Annotated in this window: 24 protein-coding genes and 2 pseudogenes; 19 read left to right on the forward strand and 7 right to left on the reverse strand. The window is 58.6% G+C overall.

Annotated elements, in window-relative coordinates; genetic code table 11:
• Positions 1 to 9: 9 nt before the first annotated feature.
• Positions 10 to 843 carry a hypothetical protein gene (locus HNQ99_RS03220; protein ID WP_184474209.1) on the reverse strand — a complete coding sequence of 278 codons (834 nt, stop codon included), beginning with the start codon at positions 841 to 843 and terminating at the stop codon, positions 10 to 12.
• Positions 844 to 987: 144 nt separating this feature from the next.
• Entirely contained in the window at positions 988 to 1,851 is an 864-nt protein-coding gene (phhA, locus tag HNQ99_RS03225; protein WP_184474210.1) for a phenylalanine 4-monooxygenase, read from the reverse strand.
• 34 nt (positions 1,852 to 1,885) lie between these two features.
• On the opposite strand from phhA, the gene HNQ99_RS03230 reads away from it, so the two are divergent.
• The 8 genes from HNQ99_RS03230 (at position 1,886) to HNQ99_RS03265 (ending at position 9,946) form a co-directional block, all read left to right on the forward strand.
• Positions 1,886 to 2,620 (forward strand): TIGR02117 family protein, encoded by a 735-nt coding sequence (locus HNQ99_RS03230; protein ID WP_184474211.1) that lies wholly within the window; start codon positions 1,886 to 1,888, stop codon positions 2,618 to 2,620.
• A 417-nt stretch (positions 2,621 to 3,037) separates the two neighbouring features.
• Positions 3,038 to 4,267, forward strand: a complete 1,230-nt coding sequence (locus tag HNQ99_RS03235; RefSeq protein WP_184474212.1) for a sensor histidine kinase — start codon at positions 3,038 to 3,040, stop codon at positions 4,265 to 4,267.
• Positions 4,264 to 4,644 carry a response regulator gene (locus HNQ99_RS03240; protein ID WP_184474213.1) on the forward strand — a complete coding sequence of 127 codons (381 nt, stop codon included), beginning with the start codon at positions 4,264 to 4,266 and terminating at the stop codon, positions 4,642 to 4,644. The genes HNQ99_RS03235 and HNQ99_RS03240 overlap by 4 nt, the downstream gene beginning before the upstream one ends.
• 188 nt (positions 4,645 to 4,832) lie before the next feature.
• Complete coding sequence (locus HNQ99_RS03245; protein ID WP_184474214.1) at positions 4,833 to 5,828, forward strand: cysteine synthase A; 996 nt, start codon at positions 4,833 to 4,835, stop codon at positions 5,826 to 5,828.
• 58 nt (positions 5,829 to 5,886) lie between these two features.
• Positions 5,887 to 6,198 (forward strand): hypothetical protein, encoded by a 312-nt coding sequence (locus HNQ99_RS03250; protein WP_246414388.1) that lies wholly within the window; start codon positions 5,887 to 5,889, stop codon positions 6,196 to 6,198.
• 69 nt (positions 6,199 to 6,267) lie between these two features.
• Positions 6,268 to 7,485 carry a Gldg family protein gene (locus HNQ99_RS03255; RefSeq protein ID WP_184474215.1) on the forward strand — a complete coding sequence of 406 codons (1,218 nt, stop codon included), beginning with the start codon at positions 6,268 to 6,270 and terminating at the stop codon, positions 7,483 to 7,485.
• A 175-nt stretch (positions 7,486 to 7,660) separates the two neighbouring features.
• A complete protein-coding gene (locus HNQ99_RS03260; RefSeq protein ID WP_184474216.1) occupies positions 7,661 to 9,349 on the forward strand; it encodes an AMP-binding protein in 1,689 nt (562 codons plus the stop codon).
• Between the two features lie 33 nt (positions 9,350 to 9,382).
• Entirely contained in the window at positions 9,383 to 9,946 is a 564-nt protein-coding gene (locus tag HNQ99_RS03265; protein ID WP_184474217.1) for a TetR/AcrR family transcriptional regulator, read from the forward strand.
• A gap of 86 nt (positions 9,947 to 10,032) precedes the next feature.
• Here HNQ99_RS03265 and rnhA read toward each other — a convergent pair whose 3' ends face one another.
• From rnhA to ispH, 3 genes are read right to left on the reverse strand one after another with little or no spacing between them, the layout of a single operon-like run.
• Positions 10,033 to 10,482, reverse strand: a complete 450-nt coding sequence (gene rnhA, locus HNQ99_RS03270; protein WP_184474218.1) for a ribonuclease HI — start codon at positions 10,480 to 10,482, stop codon at positions 10,033 to 10,035.
• A complete protein-coding gene (gene thrB, locus HNQ99_RS03275) occupies positions 10,479 to 11,441 on the reverse strand; it encodes a homoserine kinase (RefSeq protein ID WP_184474219.1) in 963 nt (320 codons plus the stop codon). The genes rnhA and thrB overlap by 4 nt, the downstream gene beginning before the upstream one ends.
• Positions 11,442 to 11,447: 6 nt before the next feature.
• On the reverse strand, positions 11,448 to 12,395 hold the full coding sequence (ispH, locus tag HNQ99_RS03280; protein WP_184474220.1) for a 4-hydroxy-3-methylbut-2-enyl diphosphate reductase: 948 nt from the start codon (positions 12,393 to 12,395) through the stop codon (positions 11,448 to 11,450).
• A 109-nt stretch (positions 12,396 to 12,504) separates the two neighbouring features.
• Between ispH and HNQ99_RS03285 the strand changes: the two genes are divergently transcribed.
• From HNQ99_RS03285 to HNQ99_RS03295, 3 genes are all read left to right on the forward strand, one after another.
• Positions 12,505 to 13,146, forward strand: a complete 642-nt coding sequence (locus HNQ99_RS03285) for a hypothetical protein (RefSeq protein ID WP_407692298.1) — start codon at positions 12,505 to 12,507, stop codon at positions 13,144 to 13,146.
• A gap of 62 nt (positions 13,147 to 13,208) precedes the next feature.
• On the forward strand, positions 13,209 to 14,936 hold the full coding sequence (gene argS, locus HNQ99_RS03290; protein WP_184474221.1) for an arginine--tRNA ligase: 1,728 nt from the start codon (positions 13,209 to 13,211) through the stop codon (positions 14,934 to 14,936).
• Complete coding sequence (locus HNQ99_RS03295; protein WP_184474222.1) at positions 14,936 to 15,670, forward strand: SPOR domain-containing protein; 735 nt, start codon at positions 14,936 to 14,938, stop codon at positions 15,668 to 15,670. Before argS ends, HNQ99_RS03295 begins: the two co-directional genes overlap by 1 nt.
• Positions 15,671 to 15,745: 75 nt before the next feature.
• Here HNQ99_RS03295 and HNQ99_RS03300 read toward each other — a convergent pair whose 3' ends face one another.
• On the reverse strand, positions 15,746 to 16,045 hold the full coding sequence (locus HNQ99_RS03300) for a hypothetical protein (protein ID WP_184474223.1): 300 nt from the start codon (positions 16,043 to 16,045) through the stop codon (positions 15,746 to 15,748).
• Positions 16,046 to 16,200: 155 nt separating this feature from the next.
• Between HNQ99_RS03300 and HNQ99_RS03305 the strand changes: the two genes are divergently transcribed.
• From HNQ99_RS03305 to HNQ99_RS16930, 5 genes and pseudogenes are all read left to right on the forward strand, one after another.
• The gene (locus HNQ99_RS03305; protein ID WP_322790311.1) at positions 16,201 to 16,764 is read left to right on the forward strand and encodes a GNAT family N-acetyltransferase; all 564 of its coding nucleotides are present in this window, start codon (positions 16,201 to 16,203) and stop codon (positions 16,762 to 16,764) included.
• A 183-nt stretch (positions 16,765 to 16,947) separates the two neighbouring features.
• Positions 16,948 to 18,723, forward strand: a complete 1,776-nt coding sequence (locus tag HNQ99_RS03310) for a cation:proton antiporter domain-containing protein (protein ID WP_184474224.1) — start codon at positions 16,948 to 16,950, stop codon at positions 18,721 to 18,723.
• 473 nt (positions 18,724 to 19,196) lie between these two features.
• The gene (locus tag HNQ99_RS03315; RefSeq protein ID WP_184474225.1) at positions 19,197 to 21,146 is read left to right on the forward strand and encodes a ribonucleoside-diphosphate reductase subunit alpha; all 1,950 of its coding nucleotides are present in this window, start codon (positions 19,197 to 19,199) and stop codon (positions 21,144 to 21,146) included.
• 142 nt (positions 21,147 to 21,288) lie between these two features.
• Positions 21,289 to 22,341 (forward strand): ribonucleotide-diphosphate reductase subunit beta, encoded by a 1,053-nt coding sequence (locus tag HNQ99_RS03320; protein ID WP_184474226.1) that lies wholly within the window; start codon positions 21,289 to 21,291, stop codon positions 22,339 to 22,341.
• 97 nt (positions 22,342 to 22,438) lie between these two features.
• Positions 22,439 to 22,855: pseudogene (locus tag HNQ99_RS16930) on the forward strand (AbiEi antitoxin N-terminal domain-containing protein); the annotation flags it as partial.
• Positions 22,856 to 23,147: 292 nt separating this feature from the next.
• Here the strand turns inward: HNQ99_RS16930 and HNQ99_RS03330 are convergent.
• The gene (locus HNQ99_RS03330; protein WP_322790312.1) at positions 23,148 to 24,374 is read right to left on the reverse strand and encodes an FAD-binding protein; all 1,227 of its coding nucleotides are present in this window, start codon (positions 24,372 to 24,374) and stop codon (positions 23,148 to 23,150) included.
• On the opposite strand from HNQ99_RS03330, the gene HNQ99_RS03335 reads away from it, so the two are divergent.
• The 3 genes and pseudogenes from HNQ99_RS03335 (at position 24,273) to HNQ99_RS03345 (ending at position 26,423) form a co-directional block, all read left to right on the forward strand.
• Positions 24,273 to 24,653 (forward strand): 3-hydroxyacyl-CoA dehydrogenase family protein, encoded by a 381-nt coding sequence (locus HNQ99_RS03335; RefSeq protein WP_184474403.1) that lies wholly within the window; start codon positions 24,273 to 24,275, stop codon positions 24,651 to 24,653. The two genes, HNQ99_RS03330 and HNQ99_RS03335, sit on opposite strands and share 102 nt — an antisense overlap.
• Positions 24,653 to 25,321 carry a 3-hydroxyacyl-CoA dehydrogenase family protein gene (locus tag HNQ99_RS03340; RefSeq protein ID WP_221232543.1) on the forward strand — a complete coding sequence of 223 codons (669 nt, stop codon included), beginning with the start codon at positions 24,653 to 24,655 and terminating at the stop codon, positions 25,319 to 25,321. Before HNQ99_RS03335 ends, HNQ99_RS03340 begins: the two co-directional genes overlap by 1 nt.
• A pseudogene (locus HNQ99_RS03345) lies at positions 25,308 to 26,423 on the forward strand (CaiB/BaiF CoA transferase family protein). Before HNQ99_RS03340 ends, HNQ99_RS03345 begins: the two are co-directional and overlap by 14 nt.
• The last annotated feature ends 17 nt before the right edge of the window (positions 26,424 to 26,440 follow it).

Raw genomic sequence — 26,440 nt, forward strand, 5'->3', positions numbered from 1 at the left:
CTTGACCTCTCATTTGGGTGTTCTGGTAAGGTTCGCCGTCTTTGGTGCAGGCGCTTCTGCCGCAGCGGCAGCCTCTGACTGCATGGCGCTGGCGGCCAATGCCAAAGCCTTGGCTGCATCCTGTAGAGCTTGGGCAGCGGTGGGCGCTGCTGCTGCAGGCGCTGGCGTTTCGGCCACTGTCACCACCTTTGGCTGCGTTCCGGCTTCTGCAGTGACGAGTGCCGGTGTTGCTGTATCCGCCACTGCACCAGCGGAGGTGGGGGCTCCGCTATTGCCGGCGAAATCGGCCGCTGGCGCTGCTGCCGGTTCAGCCTTTGCGCTGGCGCTTGCCGCAAAGGAGGGAGCAAGCCCTTCATCTGCTTGCGCGAAGGTCGGGCACGTCATCTCCAACGACTCCTGGCCTACCACTCTGGCAAGTTCTCTCAGATCCGCCTCGGATGCGTTGGCGGCCATGCGGCCCATGGCGCCAATGGCTTCGCACCGCCCCAGATTATCGGCCGATGAGTGACGGTTGCCAACGCGGGTTTCATAATCCCGGAAGGCGCCTGTGCCACTGGAATCGCCATAGTTGCGGATGAAGTGCGATGTCAGAATATATTGATTGGCCACAACCAGGTCCCGCTTGATGGACATGAAGCGGTTATATCCCTCCAAAGCCGCCGGGGATCGGTCACGGCATTTGAGCGCCCCTACCATCAACATCGTCTGAAAATTATGCAACTCGGCGGCCGCAACTTCGTCGGCCTGCCAGCAATTTTTGTTGGGGAGATCGGCATTCGCAGGGACAGAGACGAGGCACAAAGGCAACATGGCAGTCCATGCCGCAAACATATGGCGGTGCATTTTCATTCCTCCAGTCAAGATGACTGACGGCTTTTGGTCCCCTAATTATCTCCTGAAGAGTCGTCGCCTTATATTTACCATTTCGGCGGAAATGGGGCAATCGGCAATGCCTGCTAAAATCCCAAAATTGGACGGCAAACGGGATCAGGTCGTCCGCGCCGCGGCGTAGGCCTGCGTGCCCCGGGTGATGATGTCGTCGCCGTCTACCAGCGCTCCTATTTCAATGTCGGGCAGCTTTTCGAGCTCGGCATAAAGGGGTGCGAAATCGGTCGCCAGGGTCTGACGCAACAGTTCGTCAAAACTGTGAAGCACGAAATAGTTCTGCTGGAAGTCGTCAATGCGATATTTGGTCCGCATCACTCGCTTCAGATCGAACATGATGCGATTGGGACTGGGATCGTCGAGCGCGAATATGCTTTCGCCGTGGCTGGAGACGATGCCCGCGCCATAAATGCGCAGATTGCCATTCTCGCGTACCAGGCCGAACTCGACCGTGTACCAGTAGAGCCGCGCAAGCCGGTGCAGCGCGCCATATTGCAGGCTGCGCAATCCTCCCTGTCCATAAGCCTGCATATAGTCGGCGAACACTGGTTCGGTGAGCAATGGGACATGGCCGAATATGTCGTGAAATACGTCGGGTTCCTGCAGATAATCGAGCTGATCGCGACGGCGGATGAAATTGCCGGATACGAAGCGGCGATTGGCGAGATGATCGAAGAAGATATCGTCTGGTATAAGGCCGGGAACCGCCACCACCTGCCAGCCAGTGGCCGCGCCTAGCCGCTCTGACAATTCCGCGAAGTCGGGAATGCCGGCCCTGGTCAAGTGAAGTACGTCCAGGCCGCGCATGAACGCGTCGGTCGCGCGTCCGGGTAAAAGCCTGGATTGGCGGGCGAACAGTTCATCCCATATGGCGTGATCCTCTGCGGTATAGTGGGACCAGTTCTGGGGAATCGTCCAATCCGCTGCGGCGCCTTTGGGCGGTTGCGGAGACGCACCATTTTCCATTTGCTTCTCCATCCCCGCCCTATAGCATTTTCCAATGGCCTTTTCGAGAGCAGCGCAGCCCAGCCGGATTGAAGAGGTGGTCAGATCGCTGGCCCGAAAGCTGACGGCCGTCCTGGCGGTGTCAGTGGCTCTGGTGCTGGCCTATCTTTCGGCCGCGCTAGTCGGGTCGCTGGTCCCTACTCATCCTGAATGGAACGAGCCGCATCAAGGCGTTCGTATCTTCGTCTACAGCAATGGCGTGCATACCGGCCTGGTCCTGCCGGTAAGAAATGAATTGCAGGACTGGACCCGTCTGGTGAGCGCGAAGGATATCTCCGATCCTCGCTATGCAGCATCCAGCCATCTGCTCTTTGGTTGGGGCGAACGCAATTTCTACCTCAACACGCCGCGCTGGTCCGATCTCGACCCGCTTGTCGCCGTGCGGGCGGTCGTCGCGGGTCGACGCACGCTGCTTCACATCGACCATATCCATGCTCCCCAACCGGGGTCAGACATGCGGCCGCTTATGATCAGCGGACGCCAATATCTGCAACTGTCCCGGCAACTGGAAAGCTATTTTCGGTTAAATGCCATGGGCCGCACACAGCCTTTGAAAGGCTATGGCCCCTCGGATGTTTTTTATGAATCTTCCCGCCGCTACGATCTTTTTCATACCTGCAATGAATGGACCGGCGCGCAATTGCGGCGGATTGGCGTTCGGATCGGAATTTGGACGCCGTTCAGCAAAAGCGTGATGATATGGTTCGATCCCAAGGGAAGGTTCCGCTAGGCCCAGGCTCGCAGTCAGCTTCATGAGCATGGTCCATATCGCAGCCGCAAGGTATTTGTCAGGCCCCAGAAACAGTTGGAGCCCGGAACGCCGTCGGGGGGGGGGAGAAAGCGTTCCGGGCCCATGTTGTTGGATAGCAAGAGCGGGGGGCAAAAGATTTACTATCCGTGGTGCCAAACGACGCCCGCCGACATTGGTTCCAGAAAAAATCCATTTACCAGAAAATTTTTCTGCATGCTCAATAACCTCCAGAAAAGAGGAGGAGTTCGATCCGCCTCTTTTCCGTTTCTTGACGGCATGTGGACGGCATGTAATTTTCGTCGGGTTGGGCTGCATCAGGACCAATGGACGGTCTCCGCGCCCGCCCCGGCAGAGCGGCGGCGTCGATCCGGACTTGTGCAAGGGATAAAAAGGGGCATGACCATCTGGAGTTGGCTTTTCAATCCGTCCGGGCTCACTCCTCATGGCTTCTGCCTGCTATGGTCCCCCGGCCTTATCTGGCTTCATGCGGCCTCGGACGCGGTGATCGGCCTTGCCTATTTTTCCATTCCCCTTGCGTTGTTCTGGTTTGTCCGGCGCCGAAGGGATTTGGAGTATCGGTGGGTATTCTTTTTGTTTGTTGGCTTCATCCTTGCCTGCGGGATGACCCATTTCATGACGATCCTGACGCTTTGGGTCCCTGCCTATGGCGTGGAAGGATTGGTCAAGCTGGTGACCGCCCTTTTGTCCGTCGGCACTGCGATCCTGCTTTGGCCCCTGGTTCCCAAGCTGCTGGCTCTTCCCTCACCGGCCCAACTGGGGCTGTTGAATGCAGAGCTTTCCGGCAGGGTGGAGGAGCAGGAGCGGACAGAAAAACTGCTGCGGGAAAGCGAAGAGAAGGTGAGGCAGGCGAATGCCGAACTGGAAAAGCGCGTGGAGGAGCGTACGGCCGACCTCAGGGTATCGAACGATCGCCTGATGGACACGCTTGCGGAGCTGCGGGTGGCAAAGGCCGATTTAGAGATCGTGGTGGAAGAGCGTACCTTGGCCTTAAAGCAGCGTGACCTGCTGTTGCGTGAAGTTTATCACCGGGTGAAAAACAATCTCCAGGTTATCGACGGCTTGGTGATGATGCAGGCACGTCAACTGAACGATGCCGCGGCCAAGGATGCGCTCCAGGCGCTGCGTGGCCGCATTTACGCGCTGGGATTGGTGCATCAGCAACTCATGACCTCGCATGACCTGCAAACCTTCGACATCGCGCCTTTCCTTGAAGAACTGTCCGGTCATATCGTCGATGGAGGTGCGGACGGCGACATTGAACTGGTCGTCGACGCTTGCCCGCTAACGGTAAATTTGGATTTTGCCATTCCGCTTGGCTTGCTGGTAACCGAACTTGTCACAAACTCGCTCAAACATGCCTTTCCCGAGCGCAAGGGAAAGGTTTCGGTGAGCTTGAACATTGACGAGGGGACAAGGGAAGTCGTCCTGACGGTGGCCGATGACGGCGTGGGCCATGATGGGCTTAACGGTAAGACGCTTTACACCAACGGCCTCGGCACCAAGATAGTACAGGGCCTGGTGGCTCAACTGAATGGCAAAATGGACGTGAAAAGAGACGGCGGAATGGTGACCGAAGTTATACTGCCCGCTCCGGACCGCAAATGACCGGCCGTCCCCTGAGCGCTCTCATAGTGGAGGATGAGTATCTGATTGCGGAGGGCTTGCGCTTCCAGCTTGAGGATATGGGCTTTTCGATTTGTGGTATCGCATCCTCCGCCAAGGCGGCCGTAGCGCTGGCGGAGGCGCATAAGCCCGATCTGGTTTTGATGGACATGAGGCTTTCGGGCGACGAAGATGGGGTAGATGCGGCGCTCGCTATTCATGAGAAGATTGGGTCGAAGGTGATTTTCGTCACCGGATCGCGTGAGCCGTCCACTATGGAGCGCATTGCGCAAGATCATCCCTCCTGCGTGCTCTTCAAGCCCATTTTCGGCCGGCAGCTTCAGCGGGCGGTAGAGAATGCGCTTGAAAGTGGCTGTTAGAGTGATTTGACGGCAGATGGAATCATCTGCCGGCCGGAAATTACGGAAAACTATGAATCTGGACCCGCTCCGGTTCAGCCTGAACGCGATGGAGTCTAGGCGCTGGCTATGAACGGCAAATCTCAACTTTTGCCCTTCCTCTATTCCTTTGCTTGCTGTTCTGCATGCTCTCCCGCTACAGAGACAGCATGACCGTTTACAAGAATACGCTGGCGCTCATCGGAAATACGCCGCTCGTGCGCTTGAAAGGCCCCTCAGATGCGACTGGATGCGACATCTTCGGCAAGTGCGAATTCGCCAATCCGGGGGCATCGGTAAAAGACCGAGCCGCGCTCTACATCGTCAATGACGCGGAAGAGAAGGGGCAGCTCAAGCCCGGAGGCGTGATCGTTGAAGGTACGGCGGGCAATACAGGCATCGGCCTGGCCTTGGTCGCTAATGCCAAGGGCTATCGCACAATCATCGTCATGCCGGAGACGCAGAGCCGGGAAAAGATGGACACGCTGCGGGCTTTGGGCGCGCAGCTTGTGACCGTGCCGGCCGCCCCATATTCCAACCCCGGCCATTTCGTTCATACCAGCCGCCGCATCGCCGAAGAGACGGAAAATGCCGTCTGGGCCAATCAGTTCGACAATATCGCCAATCGCAAAGCCCATATTTGCGGGACGGCAGAAGAAATCTGGGCGCAGATGGACGGCCGCATCGACGGTTTCACCTGTGCTGCGGGAACTGGCGGCACTATTGCGGGCGTAGGCCTGGGTCTCAAGGCGAAGGATGAAAGCGTCACCATCGCGCTTAGCGATCCGCACGGCGCCGCGCTTTACAATTATTACGCCCATGGAGAGTTGAAGGCAGAAGGGACTTCCGTCGCTGAAGGCATCGGGCAAGGGCGTATCACGGCCAATCTGGACGGTGCGCCCATCGACACGCAATTTCGGATTTCCGATGAGGAAGGCTTGGCGCAGGTCCGCGAACTCCTGGCCAAGGAGGGGCTTTGCCTTGGTCTCTCCTCAGGCATTAATGTGGCTGGAGCCATGGCGCTTGCACGGGAACTGGGACCGGGCAAGCGAATTGTGACGATCCTGGCGGATACCGGGTTTCGCTACCTCTCCACGCTCTACAATAAGCAGTGGCTGCAAGAGAAGGGGTTGACGGTCTTGCCCTGGCTGGAGAAGAATAGCTGAAGCGACCTTTTACGAACGCCAGCGAAAGCTTTTGATGCCGAACAGTCGCAGCAAGGACATGATGCAGAGAATCCAGATCGGGCTCACCGGTCTGGCCGGCGTCGTATTGCTTGTCGGTCTTGCGAATATCGTCATTAACAAGGCAGCGATCCGGGAGGATGCGGCGGTCGACGGATCGCCACCGATGCTTGTTGCTCCTGGGAACACTGCCCTTCCCGAGGGCGAACCGGGTCCCGAACCCCTGGCTGAACTAGGCGTTACTCCCGCATTGCCCGACAATTCGGACGATAATAGATCCAGGCAAGTGGTTCCTGACCTGGAGCCCAATCCTGCGATCAACAAGCGAATGGACCGCGAACCTGGCCGGTAGTGGAATGGAATGAAAGCCTGCGCCCCCGCGAGGTCACGCGTCCAAGCCCCTGCGCAACCGCTTCCCGACTTGACCGCCGTCATTCTTGCCAGCCTGCTCTATTTTCCAGCAGGCCTTGTGCTGGGCGGTGTCCTGGCCACGGGACAGGCCGAACCGCTGCGCTGGCTGTCGGTCGGCCTTTACCTTGCCGCCTTGCTCGCCTTCTGCCTGCGTAGGTCTGGCAAGCGGCGGCGCTGGTGCTATGGCGCGGCCGCGCTGTGTTCGGGGCTGGCGGTGCTCATCTTCTGCGGTGTGGCTGGACGATATTGGCCTTGGAGCCACGGCTTGATGCTGGGGGTCGCAAATTTCGTCCTTCTCGCGCTAGTGGACTGCCTTTTTCGGATCAGGCGAGCAGGCAGCTTTGTTTTGGCCGCGATGCTAGTGGCAGGGATGCTGATTCCGGCGCGAGCCTATCTCTGGCCGCTGAATTCACCCGTGCCTTCGCTCCGTCCCCCGCTTGTGATCATGACCTCGCTTCCCATCGCGCCGATGCAGGGGCGAGCCATTGGCGATATTCTGAGGGGCGAGGACGGCCTCAATCCGGTGGCTGCTTTGCTCTCCCGCCATTTTCAGTTACGTTTCATCGACTTTCTCTCACGCGACACTTTGGCCGGGGCGAAGCAACTGCTGCTGGCGCATCCTCGTGCCATGCAGCCGAGGGAACTTGTTGCGCTGGATGATTGGGTCCGTGGGGGCGGGAAGGTTGTCATCCTCGCTGATCCGCTGCTTGCATGGCCCAGCAGCTTTCCGCTTGGCGATCCCCGCAACCCGCCTGTTACCAGCCTGCTCGACCCACTGCTTGCCCATTGGGGCTTGGAGCTGGAACCAGTCCGCGATGGCCCGGTCCGTAAAGTCCTTCTAAACCGCCGCCTGCTTGTTACCGCCGGTGCAAGTCGTTTCAGCATCACCTCCAGAACCTGCGCGACGCAAGCCGATGGGCTGATCGCCCGATGCCATCTTGCCAGTGGTACTGCGCTGGTTATTGCGGACGCGGACCTGTTGAACCCCGCTCGCTGGATGAAAGGAAATCGCCCGGACAATTTGGAGATAAACCGGACGGCCGATAATATGCAGCTACTCCTGCAGTGGCTTGGCGTGCCCCAAAGCCATCTTGCACCGCCGTTGGCCTGGATTTTTTCCGTCAACGCTATGGCTTCTGGTTTTGCCGCCGCCTTGTTGCCTCTCCTGCTGCTTCTTTTTTTACCGGCAGCACATGGTATAATTTGGAACAACGCTCGGGATCGGTAGAAAAAACCAAACGGATACGCCAGTCTTTGACCTTGCCAATGCTTTTTTGAGACCGCAAGATTGAGCGCGTTGGGGCGGTCGCAAAGGTCCCTGCCTGACGGCAGTCTCATGATCAAACTGGCCAATGCAATCGTTATTGGCCATACGCAATATATTGTAGATTCGGAGCGAATGGATGCCTCAACCTTCCTATGTAAGCGGCCTCAGTACCAAGCCATTGATCGGCGAAACCATCGGCCGGTATTTCGACTGCGTCTGTGCAGCCAATCCAGACCGTCTTGCCTTAATCGTTCGCCATCAGGGCGTGCGCTGGACATATGCGGAGCTGAAAGAACGCGTCGATGCCTTGGCGGCCGGCCTTCTTGCGCTTGGCCTGGAACCGAATGACAGGGTGGGAATCTGGGCGCCAAATTGCTGGGAATGGCTGGTCACGCAATATGCCACCGCCAAGGCGGGCCTCATCCTCGTCAACATCAATCCGGCCTATCGAACGGCCGAGGTGGAATATGCGCTGAACAAGGTGGGATGCAAGGCCCTGATCACGGCATCAAGCCACAAGAAAAGCGATTATATCGCCATGCTGCGTGAGCTCGCGCCTGAATTGACCGGGACAGGACAGCAGCGGTTGAACGCGCAAGCCCTGCCACAGCTTCGCTTGGTGATAAGTCTGGGTGAACAGCCCCACGAGGGATGTCTGCGGTTTGACGATGTCCTCACGCTGGCGACGGCCGATCATTACCAGAAGCTCGACACGCTTTCACAAGAGCTGCAGTTCGACGATGCAATCAACATCCAGTTTACCAGCGGCACGACAGGCTTCCCGAAGGGCGCCACGCTCAGCCACCATAACATCCTGAACAACGGTTTTTTCGTTGGAGAGGCGATCAAGCTGCAGCCGGATGACAGGCTTTGCGCGCCAGTTCCGCTCTATCACTGCTTTGGCATGGTGATGGCCAATCTTGGTTGCCTCACCCATGCGGCCTGTGTCGTCTACCCCAGCGAAGCCTTCGATCCCGGGGCGGTCCTGGAAACCGTGGAGGCCGAGCGCTGCACAGCGCTTTACGGCGTCCCGACAATGTTCATCGCGGCCCTGAACCACCCGGAATTTCCCCGTTTCGACCTCTCATCCTTGCGGACCGGGATAATGGCGGGGGCCAGTTGTCCGATCGAACTTATGCGCCAGGTGATCGAACGCATGCACATGAAGGAAGTGACCATCGCTTATGGCATGACCGAGACTTCGCCCGTAAGCTTCCAGTCGAGCACAGACGATACGCCCGAACGCCGGGTCACGACGGTCGGCCGCATTCAACCGCATCTTGAGGTGAAAATCGTCGACGCGGAAGGGCGCGTGACCCCTCGTGGCGTGTCGGGCGAACTTTGGACACGCGGCTATTCCGTGATGCTGGGCTATTGGGAAGATGTGGAACGAACCGCAGAAGCGCTCGATGCGGCAGGCTGGATGCACACAGGGGACCTCGCCGTGCTGGACGAGGAGGGCTATTGCAACATCGTCGGTCGCATCAAGGACATGGTGATCCGTGGCGGTGAGAACATTTACCCCCGCGAGATCGAAGAATATCTGTATCGTCATCCTGCAGTGCAGGACGTTCAAGTCATTGGTGTGCCGGATATGAAATATGGGGAAGAGCTGTGCGCCTGGATCATTCTTAAGCCTGGGAACATGCTCGACGATGGCGAAATTCGCGAATTTTGCCGCGGGCAGATCGCTCACTACAAGATTCCGCGCTACATCAAGTTTGTGGATGCCTTTCCAACGACAGTAACCGGGAAGGTCAAGAAATTTGTCATGCGGGACGCCATGATCGCTGAACTGGGGCTCTTGACCGAAGCGACGGCTTAGCTGGACGACCCATTTCGCTGAGGAGCTTATTTAGTGACGTCTGATACGCGCGAAACGATTATGGCGCTGGCCCGGCTAACCGTGCAAGCACATGGCTATAATGGGCTGAGTTTCCGCGAGTTGGCGAAGGCAGTCGGTATCAAGAGCGCCAGCATTCATTATCATTTCCCGACCAAGGGTGATCTTGGAGCTGCCCTTGCGCGGCGATATTGGCAGGATGCGCAGGCCCATTTCGAAAGCATCGGGGCGGAATCTCAAAACCCGACGCTGAGCTTGCGGAAATACACCGAAGTTTTTCGCCGGGCGCTGGAGAACGACAATCGAATGTGCCTGTGCGGCTTCATGGCTGCTGAATATCACGATCTGCCTGAAGCGGTGAAGGTTGAGGTTCAGGCCTTCGCCGACGTCAACATATCTTGGCTGACAAAGCTTTTGTCTTCCATGGACAGCGTCGGTATCAATTTGGCGGAGGAAAGGGCGTTCGCCATCTTCGCTGCCATTACCGGCGCCCAACTGACTGCCAGAAGTCGGGCCGACGTCTCCCTTTTCGATAGAATTGTGGAAAATTACCGCAGGGCGGGTCTAATTCCCACTTAACGGACCGTCGGACCCGGATCGTTGTTGGCCGTTGCAGCCGCACTGCAACCCGAGCAAAATTGAACTCGGAGAATATTCCATCGACCCTATCGCCGGCCAATTTGAAGGGCCGCGTCACTTGCCAGTTGGTCCGCCCTTTCATTTTCAGGATGTCCGGCATGGCCGCGCACCCAGCGCCAATCGACCTTGTGCCTGCGTACAGCCTCCAGCAGCGCTTGCCACAGATCGGCGTTCTTGACCGGTTTTTTGTCCGCCGTTCGCCAGCCGTTTTTCTGCCAGCCGAAGATCCACTTGGTGATGCCGTCCTTTACGTAATTGCTATCGGTCGACAGGACGACGTTGCATGGCCGGGTGAGGGCGTTCAAAGCCTCGATGGCCGCCGTCAGTTCCATGCGGTTGTTGGTGGTGTGGCTTTCGCCTCCCGATAATTCCTTCTCATGACTGCCATAGCGGATCACCACTCCCCAGCCGCCGGGGCCGGGATTGCCCTTGCAAGCACCGTCGGTAAAGACTTCGACCGTCGATAAGTCGCTCATGCGCCGAGCAGCGTCGCGGCATCCGCGTCCACATAAAAATCGAGCCGGCGAAGAAAGGCGAGCGGGTCCTTGCGGGTCACCAGTGCACCGGGCGGCGTATTGATCCAGTCGTAAGCCCGGGTCAGCATGAAACGCAGCGCCGCGCCCCGGCACAAAATGGAAAAGACGGACCGCTCTTCCTCGCTGAGCCCGAAAACCTCATCATAGCCCTTGATCAGCGCCGCAGCGCGGTCGCCATGATAATGCTTCCCATCGAAATCGAAACACCAGGCGCTGTGGGTAACGGCGACATCATAGGCTCGCACATCGGTGCAGCTGAAATAGAAATCGATCAGGCCAGTGACTTCATTGCCGTGCATCAGGACATTGTCTGGGAATAGATCGGCATGAATGACTGCACGTGGCAGGCTGACTGGCCAATGAGCGTCCATGAAAACAAGTTCGTCCGCGACCCGCCTACCAAGGCCAGGTGCAATCTCGTCAAAATGGTCGCCGCACCTGTCGGCCAGATCATGCCAGCCCGCAAGATCGAGTGCATTGGGGCGGCTCCCAGTGAAGTCAGCGGCCGCGGCGTGCATTTCGCCCAGCGCTCGTCCAGCAGCATGGCTTTGCGCAGGCGTGGGCTCGGTGACGGAAATGCCGGTCAGAAACTCGATCAGGCACGCCGGCCTGCCTGAAAGCTGTTGCAGTTGGCAGCCTTCCCGGTCGGCAATGAAGCGCGGCACCTTGCATCCACGTGACGCAAGATGGTCGAGCAGGTCCATGAAAAAGGGCAGGTCCGCCTCGTCCACCCGTTTTTCGTACAAGGTCAGGATGAACCGGTCCTTGCTCGTTTCGACCAGATAATTGCTGTTCTCCACACCCTCGGCAATGCCCTTCGCAGACAAGAGTTCGCCGGCATCGTAGCGCGTGAGGAAGTCGGCCATCTCTTCGGCTGGTACATGCGTATAGACCGCCATGAGCGCTTATGCCGCCTCCAACCCGCGAGGCATTTTGAAGGCGATCGTCTCCCGTGCGGTCTCGATCTGTTCCTCGGTAACGGTGAAATGGGTGGCAAGGCGGTCTACAACCTCGCGGACCAGCAGTTCCGGCGCGGACGCACCTGCCGTAAGACCAAGCGTGCGGACATTCTTCACCCAGGCAAAGTCTATGTCGGCGGCGCGCTGGATAAGGCGGGCGGGCGTACCTTCGCGTTCCGCGACTTCAACCAGGCGAAGGGAGTTTGAACTGTTGGGCGCGCCGATCACCAATACCAGGTCGCACGCATCTGCTATTGCCTTGACCGCGCCCTGCCGGTTGGAGGTGGCGTAGCAGATATCCTCCCCCTTTGGGGCAATGATATTGGGGAAGCGTCGTCGCAGGACGGCAACCACCGCCGCGGTGTCATCCACTGACAGCGTGGTTTGGGTAAGGAAGGCAAGATTTTCAGGATCGGTCGCCTCATAGGCTTCCGCGTCCCGAACGGTTTCGACCAGGGTCATGCTGCCGTCTGGCACCTGGCCGAACGTGCCGATAACCTCCGGATGGCCCTTATGTCCGATGAAAAGGATATGACGCCCCGCCTCCACCTGCCGCTCGGCCTGGCGATGCACCTTCGATACTAGGGGGCAGGTGGCGTCGAGGTAGGAAAGGCCGCGTTCCTCCGCCTTTGCCGGTATTGCCTTGGGCACGCCATGGGCGGAAAAGACCACGGGGACGCCATTGGGTACCATGTCCAATTCCTCGACGAACACGGCGCCCTTCGCCTTCAGGCTGTCCACTACATATTTATTGTGGACGATTTCATGCCGGACATAGACTGGTGTGCCACATTTCTCGATTGCGCGCTCGACGATGGTGATGGCGCGATCGACGCCCGCGCAGAAGCCGCGCGGAGCCGCGATCAATATGGTCAAGGGCGGAAGATCGGTCATGGAAAGAGCCTGTAGTCTGTTCCGTGCCGAAGCGAAAGCCGGTTCCTTTCGGTTGCGCCTGTTCAACGGCCCGGATAAGAAGCCGGAACGCCTCAGCAAGGGATATAATGTGTCAGTTCAAAAAGCCCTCATCGCCACCATCGTCCTTTTGTCCACGGCGGGCTGCGCCAAGGTCGGCGATCTCGACGTCACCGGTGGCGTCATTGCCAAGCGTTCGGCCTGTCCCACCGTCGGTATTCCAGACTATACAGGCGATGTCACGCTGTTCAATCCACCGGAAAGTCGGGAGGCGAGGGCGATCGATGTGGTGGCGAACATCACCAATTTGCGCTCGACCTGCAATGACAGCGGCGACCAGATCTATTCCCAGGCGACCTTCGATGTGCTGGCGCGGAGGAGCGATCCCAGCGGCGCGCGGGAGGTGACCTTGCCCTATTTCTCCTCCGTCATGCGCGGCGGCAATGCGGTCGTGTCGAAACGCGTCGGCACCGTCCGCATACGTTTCGAGGACGGCCAAAATCGCGCCAGCGCTTCGGCCCGGGCGGAATCCTATGTCGACAAGTCGCAAGCCACGCTTCCGGCCGATATTCAGGAACGCATTACGCGCGAGCGCAAGGCGGGCGATCCTGACGCCGCGCTTGACCCCATGTCCGATCCCGCCGTGCGTGCCGCGCTCCAGCGAACCAGCTTCGAACTGCTCATTGGGTTCAACCTGACCCAGGACCAGCTAAAATATAATGTAACCCGGTGAATTCCAGCGGCTAGGCGGCGTCATGTTTCTGTCGCCAGCCGGCAGATGCAAAGGCTTTTGCTTTGACACTTTACGCCTGTTTCGCCGCGCATGTGAATGCGGCGCTCGATGCCCTTGAAACCGAAGGCGCTTTGCCCACCGGTCTGCCCCGCAATGCTGTTGCGGTGGAGCCGCCTCGCGATCCTGCACATGGCGATCTTGCAACCAATGCCGCCATGGTGCTCGCCAAGGGCGCAAAGACCAACCCGCGCGCATTGGCGGAGGCGATAGCGGCCAAGCTGTCCGCGCTCGCCGAAGTGGATGACGTGGAGGTCGCTGGCCCCGGTTTTATCAACCTGCGCCTGACCGATGCCACCTGGCGCGCTGAACTCGGCGCTATTCATGCTGAGGGCGACGATTACGGCCGGTCCGACATGGGCAAGGCCACGCGGGTCAATGTGGAATATGTTTCGGCCAATCCCACCGGCCCCATGCATATGGGCCATTGCCGCGGTGCCGTGGTGGGCGACGCACTGGCCACGGTGCTGGAATATGCCGGCTACAAGGTCACCCGCGAATATTATATCAACGATGCGGGCGGCCAGGTGGATGTACTCGCCCGTTCCGCGCACTTGCGCTACCGCGAAGCGCTGGGTGAAAATATTGGTGAGATCCCGGAGGGGCTTTATCCTGGCGATTACCTGAAGCCTGTCGGTGAAAAGCTTGCCGCCGAGCATGGCGATACGTTCGTCGCCTCGCCTGAAGGCGAATGGCTCATCCTGTTCCGCAAGGAAGCCGTTGCCGCGATGATGGACATGATCCGGGCCGACCTGGCGCTGCTCGGCATCCATCATGATGTGTTTTCGTCGGAAGCGGAACTGCAGGCCGCCGGGAAGCCCGAAGCGGCTGAGGCAGAGCTGCGCGCGCGGGACCTTGTCTATAATGGCATGCTCGAAGCGCCGAAGGGAGAAACCCCTGAGGATTGGGAGCCGGTTGAACTGCCATTGTTCCGTTCAAGCCAGTTCGGCGACGACCAGGACCGGCCGATCAAGAAATCCAACGGCAGTTGGACCTACTTTGGCGCTGACCTCGCCTATCATTATCAAAAGGCGCAAAATGCCGACCAACTGATCGACATCTGGGGCGCGGATCATGCCGGAACCGTGAAACGGATTCGCGCGGCAGTAAAGGCGCTCACCAATGACAAGGTGCCGCTCGACGTCAAGCTGGTGCAGATGGTGCGCCTGCTGCGCGAAGGCGAGCCTGTCAAAATGTCGAAGCGCGCGGGCAATTTCGTGACGCTGGCCGATGTGGTGAATGAGGTCGGCAAGGACGTCGTCCGCTTCACCATGCTGACGCGCAAGGCCGACGCGCAAATGGATTTCGATTTCGCCAAGGTGGTGGAAGCATCAAAGGACAACCCCGTTTTCTACGTCCAATATGCCCATGCGCGCATCTGTTCGCTGGAACGCAAGGCAAAGGAAGCGGGCATCGCCTTGGTGGCGCCAGATCTGTCCCTGCTTGGGACGGAGGAATTGGCGTTGGTAAAATTGGCTGCGCAATTCCCAAGAATTGTGGAATCCGCTGCCCAGAGCCATGAACCGCATAGAGTCGCGTTCTATTTGAACGATCTTGCCGCGGCATTTCATGCGTTCTGGAACATGGGCAACGACCGCACTGAATTGCGGATGGTGATTGCGGATGACCCTGCTACTACTTCGGCGCGGCTTTTCCTCGCCGGAGGAATAGGGCAGATTGTTCGTAACGGGTTGGCGCTTATGGGAGTGAAGGCCCTTTCGGAGATGCAGTAATGACCGATACTGACCGCGACAGCCTGGACCTCCAGGATGAGGACAGGCTGCCCTGGCTGGAGGCTGTGGACGACAGCGACGATGATGATGGCATCTCCATCGTTCGTCTCGTTCTGCTGATCCTCGCCGGTCTGGTTTTTCTCGGCGGGATTATCGGCGGCATCTACTGGCTTCAGAACAAAAATGCCGAGAATGGCGACGATACGCTTATCGCTGCCCCAAAGGGTGACTATAAGACACCGGCGGAGGACCCGGACGCCCGCCATTTCGAAGGCGAAGGCGATAGCAGCTTCGCCACCAGCGAAGGTGTCGAGGGCAGCGGCAAGCTCGACCCCGGCATGTTGCCGGAAGCTCCCGTCACTGGCCCTGGCGCTGCGCCTAAGAAACCAGCCACGCCCAGCGCGCCTGCGCCCAAGGTAAAGGCCACAGTGGCCGATAACACCAAGGCCGCGCCAGTAGTGAAACCCGCTCCGGCCAAAGCGATGAGTAGCGGTGGTGGCGCGATGATCCAGCTTGGCGCTTACGGCACGCAGAGCGGCGCGGAGCAGGCGTGGACGGCCCTATCCAAACGCTTCGACTATCTGGCTGGGCTGGAAAAGTCGGTTTCCCCCGTCGATGTCAACGGCGCGACGCTCTATCGCCTGCGGGCGCGGGCCGGCTCCAATGGGCAGGCGAATGATCTCTGCGGAAAGCTGAAGATCGCCGGGGAGAATTGCTTGGCGGTTTCGAACTAGGCTGTCCTAGACAGGCGGGTTAGTTCGTCGGTCGTTCCGGAGCAGAAACGAGGAGGCGACGGGTGAGGTGCTCCTTCAAACCGTCAGGATTAAAGTGTCATCGGATCGCGGTGCCGCTGCCTCGTAGGACGGCAAAGGTTCGAATGTCTCATCCAGCAATTCTGTTGCAACAAGGCCCGCCAGTTTAAACTGCCCCAGTCGCGGCTCGACGTCAGTCCGCCAGTTTTTGCTCATGTTCAACGCGCTGACAAACAGGTCGCCATGCCTTTCAAAAAGCAGATGGGGCGCCAGCTTGATGAGGTCGCCATTGTAACGCGCCGCGACAGTCTGCTTGCGGGCGATAGCCTCTATCATCGTTATTCGTGTTTCGCTCATGTGCGGTTTATCCATGAGGCGTGCAATGTGTATTGTGCATCGCAGCGTAATGCGAAAAGGGGCGAGAAGTTGCAAGTTTTATCGCAGTTGGGTGCCGAAACCGATCCTGCTAGAGCGGCGAGCCTGAAATCTGAATCGCGGGAGATTCCCATTTGGTGGTTTTTGTGATTCACCCTATTTGGAGCCTGGGCGGGAATTGCGATGTCGGATGGATTCTTGTCAGGCTGCTTTGTAACTTTCATGGTTGGATAACTGCCCAAAATAGAATGACGGGAACAATTATGGAAATACGACAGGACGATCCGGCTTCACCACTTGTTGGTGGATTATTGGCCCACCATCTTCAAGAATTGCAGTCCGTGATGGCAGATTATGCTTTCGCGCTTGATGCTTCGGGGTTGTCGGCAGCTAACGTAACATTCTGGACAGCATGGCAGGCTGACACACTATTGGGCTTCGGTGCCCTGAAGGAATTAGATGGCTTCCATGGAGAGGTAAAGTCCATGCGTGCAGCTCCTGCGGCACGAAGAAAAGGTGTTGGACGCGCCATCCTGAACCATATCATCACAGAGGCCCGCAAACGCAGCTACACACGGATCAGCCTGGAAACGGGGACAGCACCGCTGCATGAGCCTGCTATCCGGCTCTACCGTAGTGCCGGGTTCGTGTCGTGCGACGCATTCGCGGACTATCACCAAGCCCGCATAATCAATTCATGAGGCTTGTTTTGGCTGTTTGACGCAACTGCAATTGATAGGCTGTAAAGCCCATCCTGGTCGGTTCGTGCGGCAGCACACCGCGCGCAGAACACATCACCATTCCCGCCGTGCAACCATAAACATTTCTTATCCTAAAAACCATCTGCCGCTGACAAACCCGTCAAAAGCCGCTTAAAGAAGTTTATGGCGTTTGAAGTAAACAACAGCGGTTTTAGCGACGCACTGGTTATACTGGGCGCGGCTGGGTTGGTCATTCCCGCTTTCGCGCGCTTTCGGATCACTCCGGTTATCGGGTTTATTTTGGTGGGTATGCTGGTAGGTCCGGCGGGTCTTGGATCGCTTGTCGACCAGTTTCCCTGGCTTTATTATATTACCATAACGGATCCCCACGCGATTGAGCCCTATGCTGAACTGGGGATCATCCTGCTGCTGTTCTCCATTGGCCTTGAATTGAGTTTCCGGCGGCTTTGGTCGATGCGGACGCTGGTTTTCGGCGTGGGCGCGGCGGAATTGTTCGGGTCGGGGCTGGTCATCGGTCTTGCCCTGCACCTCATGGGACAATCGTTGGCGGGGGCGGTAGGGCTTGGCCTTGCCCTCGCCTTGTCCTCGACGGCGCTGGTGATGCCGATGGTCGGCACGCAGTCGGCCGTGGGCAAGTCGGCCTTTTCCATGCTGCTGTTTGAAGATCTGGCCATCGTTCCCATCATCTTTGCGCTGGGCGCGATGGCCCCCAATGCGCAGGATAGCGGCTGGACGGGTCTTGCCGGAACCCTGGCGGCGGGCGGCATCACTGTCGTCATCATGTTCGTCGCCGGGCGCTTCTTCCTGCCCCGTCTATTTGCGCAGGCCGCGCGGACGAAAAGCCCGGAGATATTTCTGTCGGCGAGCCTTCTGGTGGTGATCGCGGCTAGCCTGGCCACCACAATAGCGGGGCTTTCGCCCATAGTGGGTGCGCTGCTCGCGGGGCTGCTCATCGCCGAAACCGAATATCATGGCGAAGTTGAGGTCATCACCGCTCCGTTCAAGGGACTGGCGCTCGGTGTGTTCCTCATCACCGTCGGCATGAGCATCGACATTCGAATGATCGTGGCGAACTGGCCCAGCCTGGTGTTGGCGGTGTTGGGAGTGGTTGTGGTCAAGGTGGCGGTGACCACATTGCTGCTGCGGCTGAGCGGCGCGCGGAGGTCCACGGCGCTTGAGGTCGGGGTGCTGATGGCCTCACCGTCCGAAACGACGCTGATCGTGCTGTCGGCGGCGTCGGCAGCGCAGCTTATCCTGCCATCCACAGCGGCCTTCTGGCAGATTGTGACCGCCATCGGGCTTACCATAACGCCGCTGCTCGCGCGGGTCGGGCATGATATCGCCCGCCGCATGGATATGGGCGCGGCGGAGGAACCCAATATCGAACTCGGCCCGGGCGCCCGGCCGGTCGCGGTGATCATCGGTTTTGGCAGGGTCGGCCGGATGGTCGCGGACATGCTTCGCAAGCACCAGCAGGCCTTCGTCGCCGTGGAATCGGATATCGATGCGGTGGCCCAGGCGCGGCGCGATGGTTATCCGATAATTTTTGGCGACGCCTCCCGCCCTGAACTGCTCGACAAACTGCAACTCGGCTATGCCAAGGCGCTCATCCTGACAATGGACGAGCCCGTGCTGTCTGTCCGCATCACGAAGCGGGTACGGGGTTGGGTGCCCAATCTCACCATCATCGCACGCGCGCGGGACACCGATCATGCCGCCGAACTGTATAAGGCAGGCGCAACAGACGCCGTGCCGGAAACGCTAGAAAGCTCGCTTCAGCTTTCGGAGGCTGTGCTGGTGGACCTGGGCATCGCCATGGGGCCGGTCATAGCCTCTATCCATGAGAAGCGCGATGAGCTTCGGCGGGAGATCAAGGAGGCGGGCAATCTCGACCGCGACCCGCTGTTGCGCCATCTGCGAATGGATGAGGCGGGGTAGGGCGGTTCCTAAATTTGCTCCAGGGTCCTGCCGAAACGGCGACGCATGGACCTTCCAATATTCATTGAAAGTCAATCACCTTAGACCCTTTGGCGATTAAAAATATTTTCGGGCTCGCCACATTGCTGGCCTGCATTTTTACCCTTGGCGCAAAGCCGCAGAAGCCCTTGGGTTGTCATGGTCCTGCCATAAGAAATATCGAGGAACGATTTCGTGACGATATCGCAACGAAGCGTTAGGCATCTATTTACCCCTTGCATCGTGACTCATCTGTGGCACTATCAGTGGTACAGGGATCAGGGGGATGGCCCATATATTGTGGTTATTTAGCGACGGAGCCATCCGGCGCTCCACCCTCTTTGTCTCTGTCGGATCGCGAATAGCGGTCCTATTTCTTGATAAAAAGTGCTAGACGGAACGCTTGCCTCAAAGGGTCGGCCGAGTCGAACGGAACGGGAACATCGGGGGCGAACATGGATTTCAGAGAGACACAGGAAACAGGTGCAGCCGACATGACCGATCAAAGCGATTTGCTGGAAGCGCCGGCGAAGGTCGCGAAGGAAGCGACCGCCAAGCTTGCCGAGGCCATGGCTTCGGCGGCCGTCGAAGAAAACAGCCGCACGGTGCGGCCTCAACTTTTCGACGTGCGGAAGGATGAAAGCCGCGACGATCTGCTGACCGAGTTCGGCAAGGAGACTTTGAAAGACCGCTATCTCCTGCCCGGCGAAAGCTTTCAGGACCTGTTCGTGCGCGTGGCGTCCGCCTATGCCGATGATGCCGCGCACGCCCAGCGCATCTACGACTATATCAGCCGCCTGTGGTTCATGCCCGCGACACCCGTGCTGTCGAACGGCGGCACCGGCCGCGGCCTGCCGATCAGCTGCTATTTGAACAGCGTTGATGACAGCCTGGAAGGCATCGTCAACACCTGGAACGAGAATGTATGGCTCGCCTCACGCGGCGGCGGCATCGGCACCTATTGGGGCAATGTGCGCGGCATTGGCGAGCCGGTTGGTCTCAACGGCAAGACCAGCGGCATCATACCCTTTGTCCGCGTCATGGATTCGCTCACCCTCGCAATCTCGCAGGGATCGCTCCGCCGTGGTTCGGCCGCCTGCTATCTCGACGTCTCTCACCCGGAGATCGAGGAGTTCCTCGAAATCCGGAAACCCAGCGGCGATTTCAATCGTAAGGCGCTGAACCTCCACCATGGCGTGCTCCTGACCGACGCTTTCATGGAAGCGGTTCGCGACGGAACCGAATGGGAGCTTAAATCTCCCAAGGACGGCTCGGTTCGTGCCAAGGTGGATGCCCGGGCGCTGTTCCAAAAGCTCGTGGAAACCCGCCTTGCGACGGGTGAGCCCTATATCGTCTTCTCCGACCAAGTGAACCGCATGATGCCCAAGCATCACCGCGACCTGGGCCTCAAGGTCTCCACATCAAACCTGTGCAGCGAAATCACGCTGCCCACCGGCCGCGACCAGCATGGTCAGGACCGCACCGCCGTTTGCTGCCTGTCCTCGCTCAACCTTGAAACCTGGGACCAGTGGCATGACGACAAGCAGTTCATTGAGGACGTCATGCGCTTCCTCGACAATGTGCTGCAGGATTATATCGACCGCGCCCCGCCGGAAATGGCCCGGGCCAAATATAGCGCCAGCCGGGAACGTTCAGTCGGACTGGGCGTCATGGGCTTTCACAGCTTCCTTCAGGCGCGCGGCCTGGGCTTTGAATCCGCGTTGGCGAAAAGCTGGAACTTCAAGATCTTCAAACACATCAACGCGAAGGTGAATGAGGCCTCGATGATGCTCGCGCAGGAACGCGGCCCGTGTCCCGACGCAGCCGAAATGGGCGTGATGGAGCGTTTTTCGTGCAAGATGGCGATCGCGCCCACCGCATCGATCAGCATCATCTGCGGCGGCACATCGGCCTGCATCGAGCCGATCCCGGCCAATGTCTATACCCACAAGACGCTGTCGGGCAGCTTTTCGATCCGCAATCCCTATCTGGAAAAACTGCTGATCGAAAAATCGAAGAACAGCGAGAATGTCTGGAATTCGATCCTCGAAAAGGGCGGATCGGTTCAGCATCTTGATTTCCTCACGCCGGAGGAAAAGGACACCTATAAGACCAGCTTTGAAATCGACCAGCGCTGGCTGATCGAACTCGCCGCCGATCGAACGCCCTATATCGACCAGGCGCAGTCGCTGAACCTGTTCATCCCGGCGGACGTGGACAAATGGGACCTGCTGATGCTCCACTATCGCGCCTGGGAGTTGGGTATCAAGTCGCTCTATTATCTGCGGTCAAAGAGCGTCCAGCGTGCGGGCTTTGCCGGCGGCGTGGAGGCGGACAACACCCCCGACGCCAAGCGCATCGAGGTGGAAGTGACGAACTATGATGAGTGCCTGGCATGTCAGTGATTAGTCCCCCTGCCCTTGTGGTAGAGGGACGTAGCCCGGCAAAGGTCGGGGTCCAGGTCGGAGGTCGCGTTTCCGGATTCCGGCCTTCGCCGGAATACGCGACCGTCTAAACTCTCAATTAATTTCCTGCGGGAGTAATCCAATGCCTCTTCTTCAAGCCTCCAAGCAGTATAAGCCCTTCGAATATCCCTGGGCATTCGAATATTGGAAGCGCCAGCAGCAGATCCACTGGATGCCGGAGGAAGTGCCTCTGGGCGAGGATTGCCGCGACTGGGCGCAGAAGCTCACCGATCATGAGCGCAACCTGTTGACGCAGATCTTCCGCTTTTTCACACAGGCCGATGTCGAGGTGCAGGATTGCTACCACGACAAATATGGCCGCGTGTTCAAGCCGACCGAAATCAAGATGATGCTGACCGCGTTTTCGAATATGGAGACGGTCCACATCGCAGCCTACAGCCATTTGCTCGACACGATCGGCATGCCCGAAAGCGAATATGGCATGTTCCTTCAATATAAGGAGATGAAGGACAAGCACGATTATCTCGCCACCTTCGGCGTCGACACCGACGAGGATATTGCACGCACGCTCGCCATGTTCGGCGGCTTCACCGAGGGGCTTCAGCTCTTCGCGAGCTTCGCGATGCTGATGAACTTCCCGCGCTTCAACAAGATGAAGGGCATGGGCCAGATCGTCACTTGGTCGATCCGCGACGAAAGCCTTCACTGCGAAGGCATCACTCGCCTGTTCCACGCCTTCGTGAACGAACGCAATTGCCTTACCAAGGCAGTGCGTGAGGATATCATGGACGTTTGCCAGAAGACCGTTCGCCTGGAGGACGCCTTCATCGATTTGGCTTTTGAACAGGGCTCGGTCCCCGGCATGACTCCCAAGGAGATCAAGAAGTACATCCGCTATATCGCCGATTGGCGCCTTGGACAGCTTGGCTTCCAGCCCATCTACATGATCGACGAACACCCGCTGCCCTGGCTCGCCCCCCTGTTGAACGGGGTGGAACATGCCAACTTCTTCGAAACGCGCGCAACCGAATATTCCAAGGCCGCAACAAGGGGCAATTGGAACGAGGTGTGGGAGAGCTTTGACCGCCGCAAGAAGGTGCGCGCCAATGACGATGGCTTGGTAAAGGACGAGGGCGAGGACATGTTCGCCAAGGCAGGAATTGCGGCGGAGTAGGAGGACACGTCCAGCTCACTTGATTGGTGATTTCGCCTCGCGCAGGGGTTCAGGTCGTTCGGGATGACGAACTGAGCCCCTTCGGGTTCCGGCTGGCTTCCTGGTCGACTCGCAATGGTTGGGGACCCATGACGTCGCCAAGAGTTCGGCATCCAACTATGATCGAGACGGCTGGCTCGAGCGCGTCGCACGTGGCGTCTATCGCCGCCCCTACCCAGGCAAGCCAGCGGGAAACGGCGACGGCAGTTGTTCGATTCGAATTCTCTTGGAATCCAGGACCATGACTTCGACCCTGCGGCAGGGACTGGGCCGAACCCCTGGGACTGGTGCGCACTTGGCGCGACGGCATCGAAGTAACCTTCGAGGTCCGACGCAGTGCTACCCAGCCGTTTCTAATCGAGCGCATCGCTGTGCGGGAGGAAGTGCCGGGCCCTTGACGAACTCTATGCAATCCTCACCGATTGGACCGTGCGCACCGCCAAGCTCGCACTCGATGAAATACAGACTCGCCTGAAGCTCATCGCTGAACTGGATGCAAAGCTCCACGACGAAACGATGGACGAGGTCGCAGACTTGCAGCCGCTGTTCGAGCGCAGCTTGTGGGTGTTCGGGCCAGAGTTCGAAAGCCTCGAGTTCACCAGCAATCGCGGCATGACCACGGTCATCAACAAGATCTTCGGCAACGGAAAGGATCGCTGCAGCGCCCGGACTTCGTCATGCTGCCTCATCATCGGCAAGCTCCAGCAGCTATGCCGCGTTGCCACCAGATATGAAAGGCTCCAGCAAACTCCCTCGCCGACTGAACCTCAGATCTTATTAGTCTGCGAGGCTATATGTTGTGCAGCCCTGCGGCCCGAGAAAACGCCGTCCGACAGTGACATCCCACTCATATATCGGTTCGCGCAGATGCCGATTGCGGCGCGCCCGATTGCGTAGAGCCCCCGCATCTGATTGCCCTGCTGGTCTAGAACCTCGCCGCTATTCTCGTCGACAGCCAGTCCGCCCAGCGTCAGAAAAGGTGCGAGAATGAACTTGTTCCAGACCGACATGTTGACGGCGTGGTACGGCCCGTCACCCAAGGCGCGATAGTAATCGGCGGACTTCCCAAGAGGGTCGCCCCCGTTCGCCGCCATCGCCTCACGGCTGATCCGCGCTTCCTCATGTAGCCCGGCCGCCTCAATTCCGCATTTCTTGGCCAGGGCGTCGAGTGTTCGCCCCTTGCGGCTGCCGCCAAACAGAATATTGGCCAGCGCCGGCAGGTGCCACATCATGAAAAGTCCGTCATTCCGGGGCAGTATCTGCTTGCGCAGCTTGCGCCATGTTTCGCCGTCCATAACGAGCCACGCCTTGCCGCCGGATTGTTCGGCAATGGCGGCGCCGAGCTCTGCATTATAGGCATCCTCGTTGTAGAAACGGCGACCCTGCTGGTTGACGACGATGCCTTCGACAAAGGCCGAGGGCGGGGAAATGATGCGGCCGTAAAAGCTGTTCTCCAATTTATGGGTCTTGCCGCCCACCGACTGGCCCAACTGAATCCCGCTTCCATCGCACCCCATCGAACCCATGCGCAGCATCGCCGGTGCGAATTCGGCATAATAGGGCATGTGTTCCTTGAGCATCTTCGTATTGTAGCAAAAACCGCCGGTTGCCAGGACCACCCCCCGCCTCGCGCGAAGGTAGATCCGCTCGCCCTTCGATTCCAGCGCACGCGCATTGGCGATGGCATTTTCATGCTTTTTGAAGGCAAAAGGAGCAGGCGCGACCTTGGCGTAGAGGCGGGCATGTTCCTTGTGATCCTGCGGCGTCAGGGCAAGAGCTTCTGCACCGATGACGCGGCCTTGCCTGTCTTGGACCAGTCGGACGACGCGTGTGTGACGCTGGACGGCGATCGCGCGGGCCTCGATGGCTTTGAGCAGTTTGGCGAAATAGACATGGCCGGTGTAGCTGCTGCCGACAACGCGGTGGCCGCGAACCGCTGGCCTCGCCTGGGCGGCATAGGCCGGGAGTGGTTCGTTCCCGGAATTTTCAATAATGACGCAATCCGTCTCGTCGAAGAAGGTGTTGCTGAACCAGAAGAGATAGACAAGGCGATCAAGGGTGCCCTGGGATATAAGATGGGTCCAATGGAACTGCTCGATCTCGTCGGCCTTGATACGCAGATTCTTCTTTGTGAGGCACTCTACGGCATAACCGGAGAAAAGCGTGCGAGTTGTCCGCCATTGTTACGACGGATGGTGGCTGCGGGCCGGTTGGGACGCAAGACGGAGCGCGGCTTTCTGAATTACAACAACACCGCGATTTTCGGAGCCTGATGATGACTTACAAAATGATCTTGGCGGGTGAAAGCCGATCCTTTCCGGAGAATGATCCCTTCCTGTCGTCGGACGACAAGGCAGCAACGCTGGTGATTGCGGGAACCCAGGCTGGCGGGGCTTTCGCCGGTCTTTCTGATGTCGACCAATATGATCTCGTTCTGATCGAACTCGGTTCCGAATGCCTTGGCGTTCATACCGGTGAAAGCCGAGGAGAGGAGGGGGGGGATGTGCTCGGTTTCGCTCGCTTCCGTATGGGCGATCTGCCGCCAACTAATCTGGTGGAGCTTGTTCGTCAGCCCGGGTCGGACCCCGCCCGCGTCGAGCAGGCACGTGCTCTTTTTGAGTCACATGGTTTCATGGTCGCCGTCTGTGGTGACTTTCCCGGGCGCATCATCGATCGACTGGTTCGACCTTATTACAATGCCGCACTTAGCCGATTGGACGCGCGGCTGGCGACTGCTGCGGACATGGATCTGACTCTCAAACTCGGGCTGGGCTATCCAAAGGGTCCGATCGAACTGCTGGAGGAGAGCGGGATCGTGCATCATCATGATGTGACCAGCGCGCTTTACGATGCGCTTGGCGATGCTGCCTATTACCCGGCACGCCGCGCGCAGATTGCCGCCGTCCGCAGTCGGAGGAGCCACGACAATGCAGCCGCTTGATGGTATTCTGGTCCTTGACTTCAGTACTTTGCTGCCTGGCCCGCTCGCGAGCCTTCTACTCGCAGAGGCAGGGGCACGTGTAGTTAAGCTCGAACGCCCCGATCGTGGCGACGAGATGCGTACCTACGAACCCAAGCTCGGCAAGAGTTCCGCCAATTTCGTCATGCTCAACCGTGGCAAGCAGAGCATCAAGATCGACCTCAAGGCGCCCGAGGCGATCGCCAGACTGGAGCCGCTGATCAAGCGCGCGGACGTTCTGATCGAGCAATTTCGCCCTGGTGTCATGGACCGGTTGGGATTGGGTTACACACAAGTTCGCGCGATCAATCCGCAGATTATCTATTGCTCGATTACCGGCTGGGGACAGAGCGGACCGAAAAGGGACGTTGCTGCACATGATCTAAATTACATGGCCGAAAGCGGCGTCCTGGGCCTTGCGCGAGATCAGCAGGGGGCACCGGCGCTGCCGCCAATCCTTGCGGCCGATATCGGGGGCGGAACTTATCCTGCCATGATAAACATCCTGCTCGCACTTCGGCAGCGCGACATGACCGGACTGGGCAGCTATCTGGACATTGCCATGGCGGAGAACCTCTTTACCTTCGCCTATTGGGGATTGGCCGAGGGGCTTGGCTGCGGCCAATGGCCGACAGAAGGCGAGGGGCTGGTGACCGGAAGTTCACCCCGCTATCAGATATACCGCACCGCTGATAATCAGTAGGTTGCAGCAGCTCCGCTCGAGGACAAATTCTGGGCTAATTTCTGCGAGCTTGTTGAACTGCCCGAAGAACTTCGCACGGCAAACGCGCCAGCGGCCGAGGTGCGCGCCAAGGTTGCAGAAATCATTGCCAGTCGCCCAGCCGAAGCATGGCGTGCCATGTTCGATGGCAAAGACGTTTGCTGTTCAATCGTTGCGGATCTCAAGTCGGCGGTTGAAGATCCGCACTTCGTCGACCGGCGGATATTCTCACGGAAGACCGTCGCCGACAAGAGAGTTGTTCACGCCTTGCCCGTACCAATAGTATCCGATTTTCGCTCATCCGTCGAACGATCAATCTCTCCTGAATTGGGTGAAAGCTGGGATCCCATGCTTTCAATCTAACAGTAGGTCAGCGCGGA

The sequence above is a fragment of the Rhizorhapis suberifaciens genome (assembly GCF_014200045.1).
Classification (GTDB): domain Bacteria; phylum Pseudomonadota; class Alphaproteobacteria; order Sphingomonadales; family Sphingomonadaceae; genus Rhizorhapis; species Rhizorhapis suberifaciens.

Bases quoted from the DNA above. Each gene is read 5' to 3' on its own strand.
- HNQ99_RS03220 (WP_184474209.1), bottom strand. From the start codon at position 843: ATGCACCGCCATATGTTTGCGGCATGGACTGCCATGTTGCCTTTGTGC.
- phhA (WP_184474210.1), bottom strand. From the start codon at position 1,851: ATGGAAAATGGTGCGTCTCCGCAACCGCCCAAAGGCGCCGCAGCGGAT.
- HNQ99_RS03230 (WP_184474211.1), top strand. From the start codon at position 1,886: ATGGCCTTTTCGAGAGCAGCGCAGCCCAGCCGGATTGAAGAGGTGGTC.
- HNQ99_RS03235 (WP_184474212.1), top strand. From the start codon at position 3,038: ATGACCATCTGGAGTTGGCTTTTCAATCCGTCCGGGCTCACTCCTCAT.
- HNQ99_RS03240 (WP_184474213.1), top strand. From the start codon at position 4,264: ATGACCGGCCGTCCCCTGAGCGCTCTCATAGTGGAGGATGAGTATCTG.
- HNQ99_RS03245 (WP_184474214.1), top strand. From the start codon at position 4,833: ATGACCGTTTACAAGAATACGCTGGCGCTCATCGGAAATACGCCGCTC.
- HNQ99_RS03250 (WP_246414388.1), top strand. From the start codon at position 5,887: ATGATGCAGAGAATCCAGATCGGGCTCACCGGTCTGGCCGGCGTCGTA.
- HNQ99_RS03260 (WP_184474216.1), top strand. From the start codon at position 7,661: ATGCCTCAACCTTCCTATGTAAGCGGCCTCAGTACCAAGCCATTGATC.
- rnhA (WP_184474218.1), bottom strand. From the start codon at position 10,482: ATGAGCGACTTATCGACGGTCGAAGTCTTTACCGACGGTGCTTGCAAG.
- thrB (WP_184474219.1), bottom strand. From the start codon at position 11,441: ATGGCGGTCTATACGCATGTACCAGCCGAAGAGATGGCCGACTTCCTC.
- ispH (WP_184474220.1), bottom strand. From the start codon at position 12,395: ATGACCGATCTTCCGCCCTTGACCATATTGATCGCGGCTCCGCGCGGC.
- HNQ99_RS03295 (WP_184474222.1), top strand. From the start codon at position 14,936: ATGACCGATACTGACCGCGACAGCCTGGACCTCCAGGATGAGGACAGG.
- HNQ99_RS03300 (WP_184474223.1), bottom strand. From the start codon at position 16,045: ATGAGCGAAACACGAATAACGATGATAGAGGCTATCGCCCGCAAGCAG.
- HNQ99_RS03310 (WP_184474224.1), top strand. From the start codon at position 16,948: ATGGCGTTTGAAGTAAACAACAGCGGTTTTAGCGACGCACTGGTTATA.
- HNQ99_RS03315 (WP_184474225.1), top strand. From the start codon at position 19,197: ATGGATTTCAGAGAGACACAGGAAACAGGTGCAGCCGACATGACCGAT.
- HNQ99_RS03320 (WP_184474226.1), top strand. From the start codon at position 21,289: ATGCCTCTTCTTCAAGCCTCCAAGCAGTATAAGCCCTTCGAATATCCC.
- HNQ99_RS03335 (WP_184474403.1), top strand. From the start codon at position 24,273: ATGGCCGGTGTAGCTGCTGCCGACAACGCGGTGGCCGCGAACCGCTGG.
- HNQ99_RS03340 (WP_221232543.1), top strand. From the start codon at position 24,653: ATGATGACTTACAAAATGATCTTGGCGGGTGAAAGCCGATCCTTTCCG.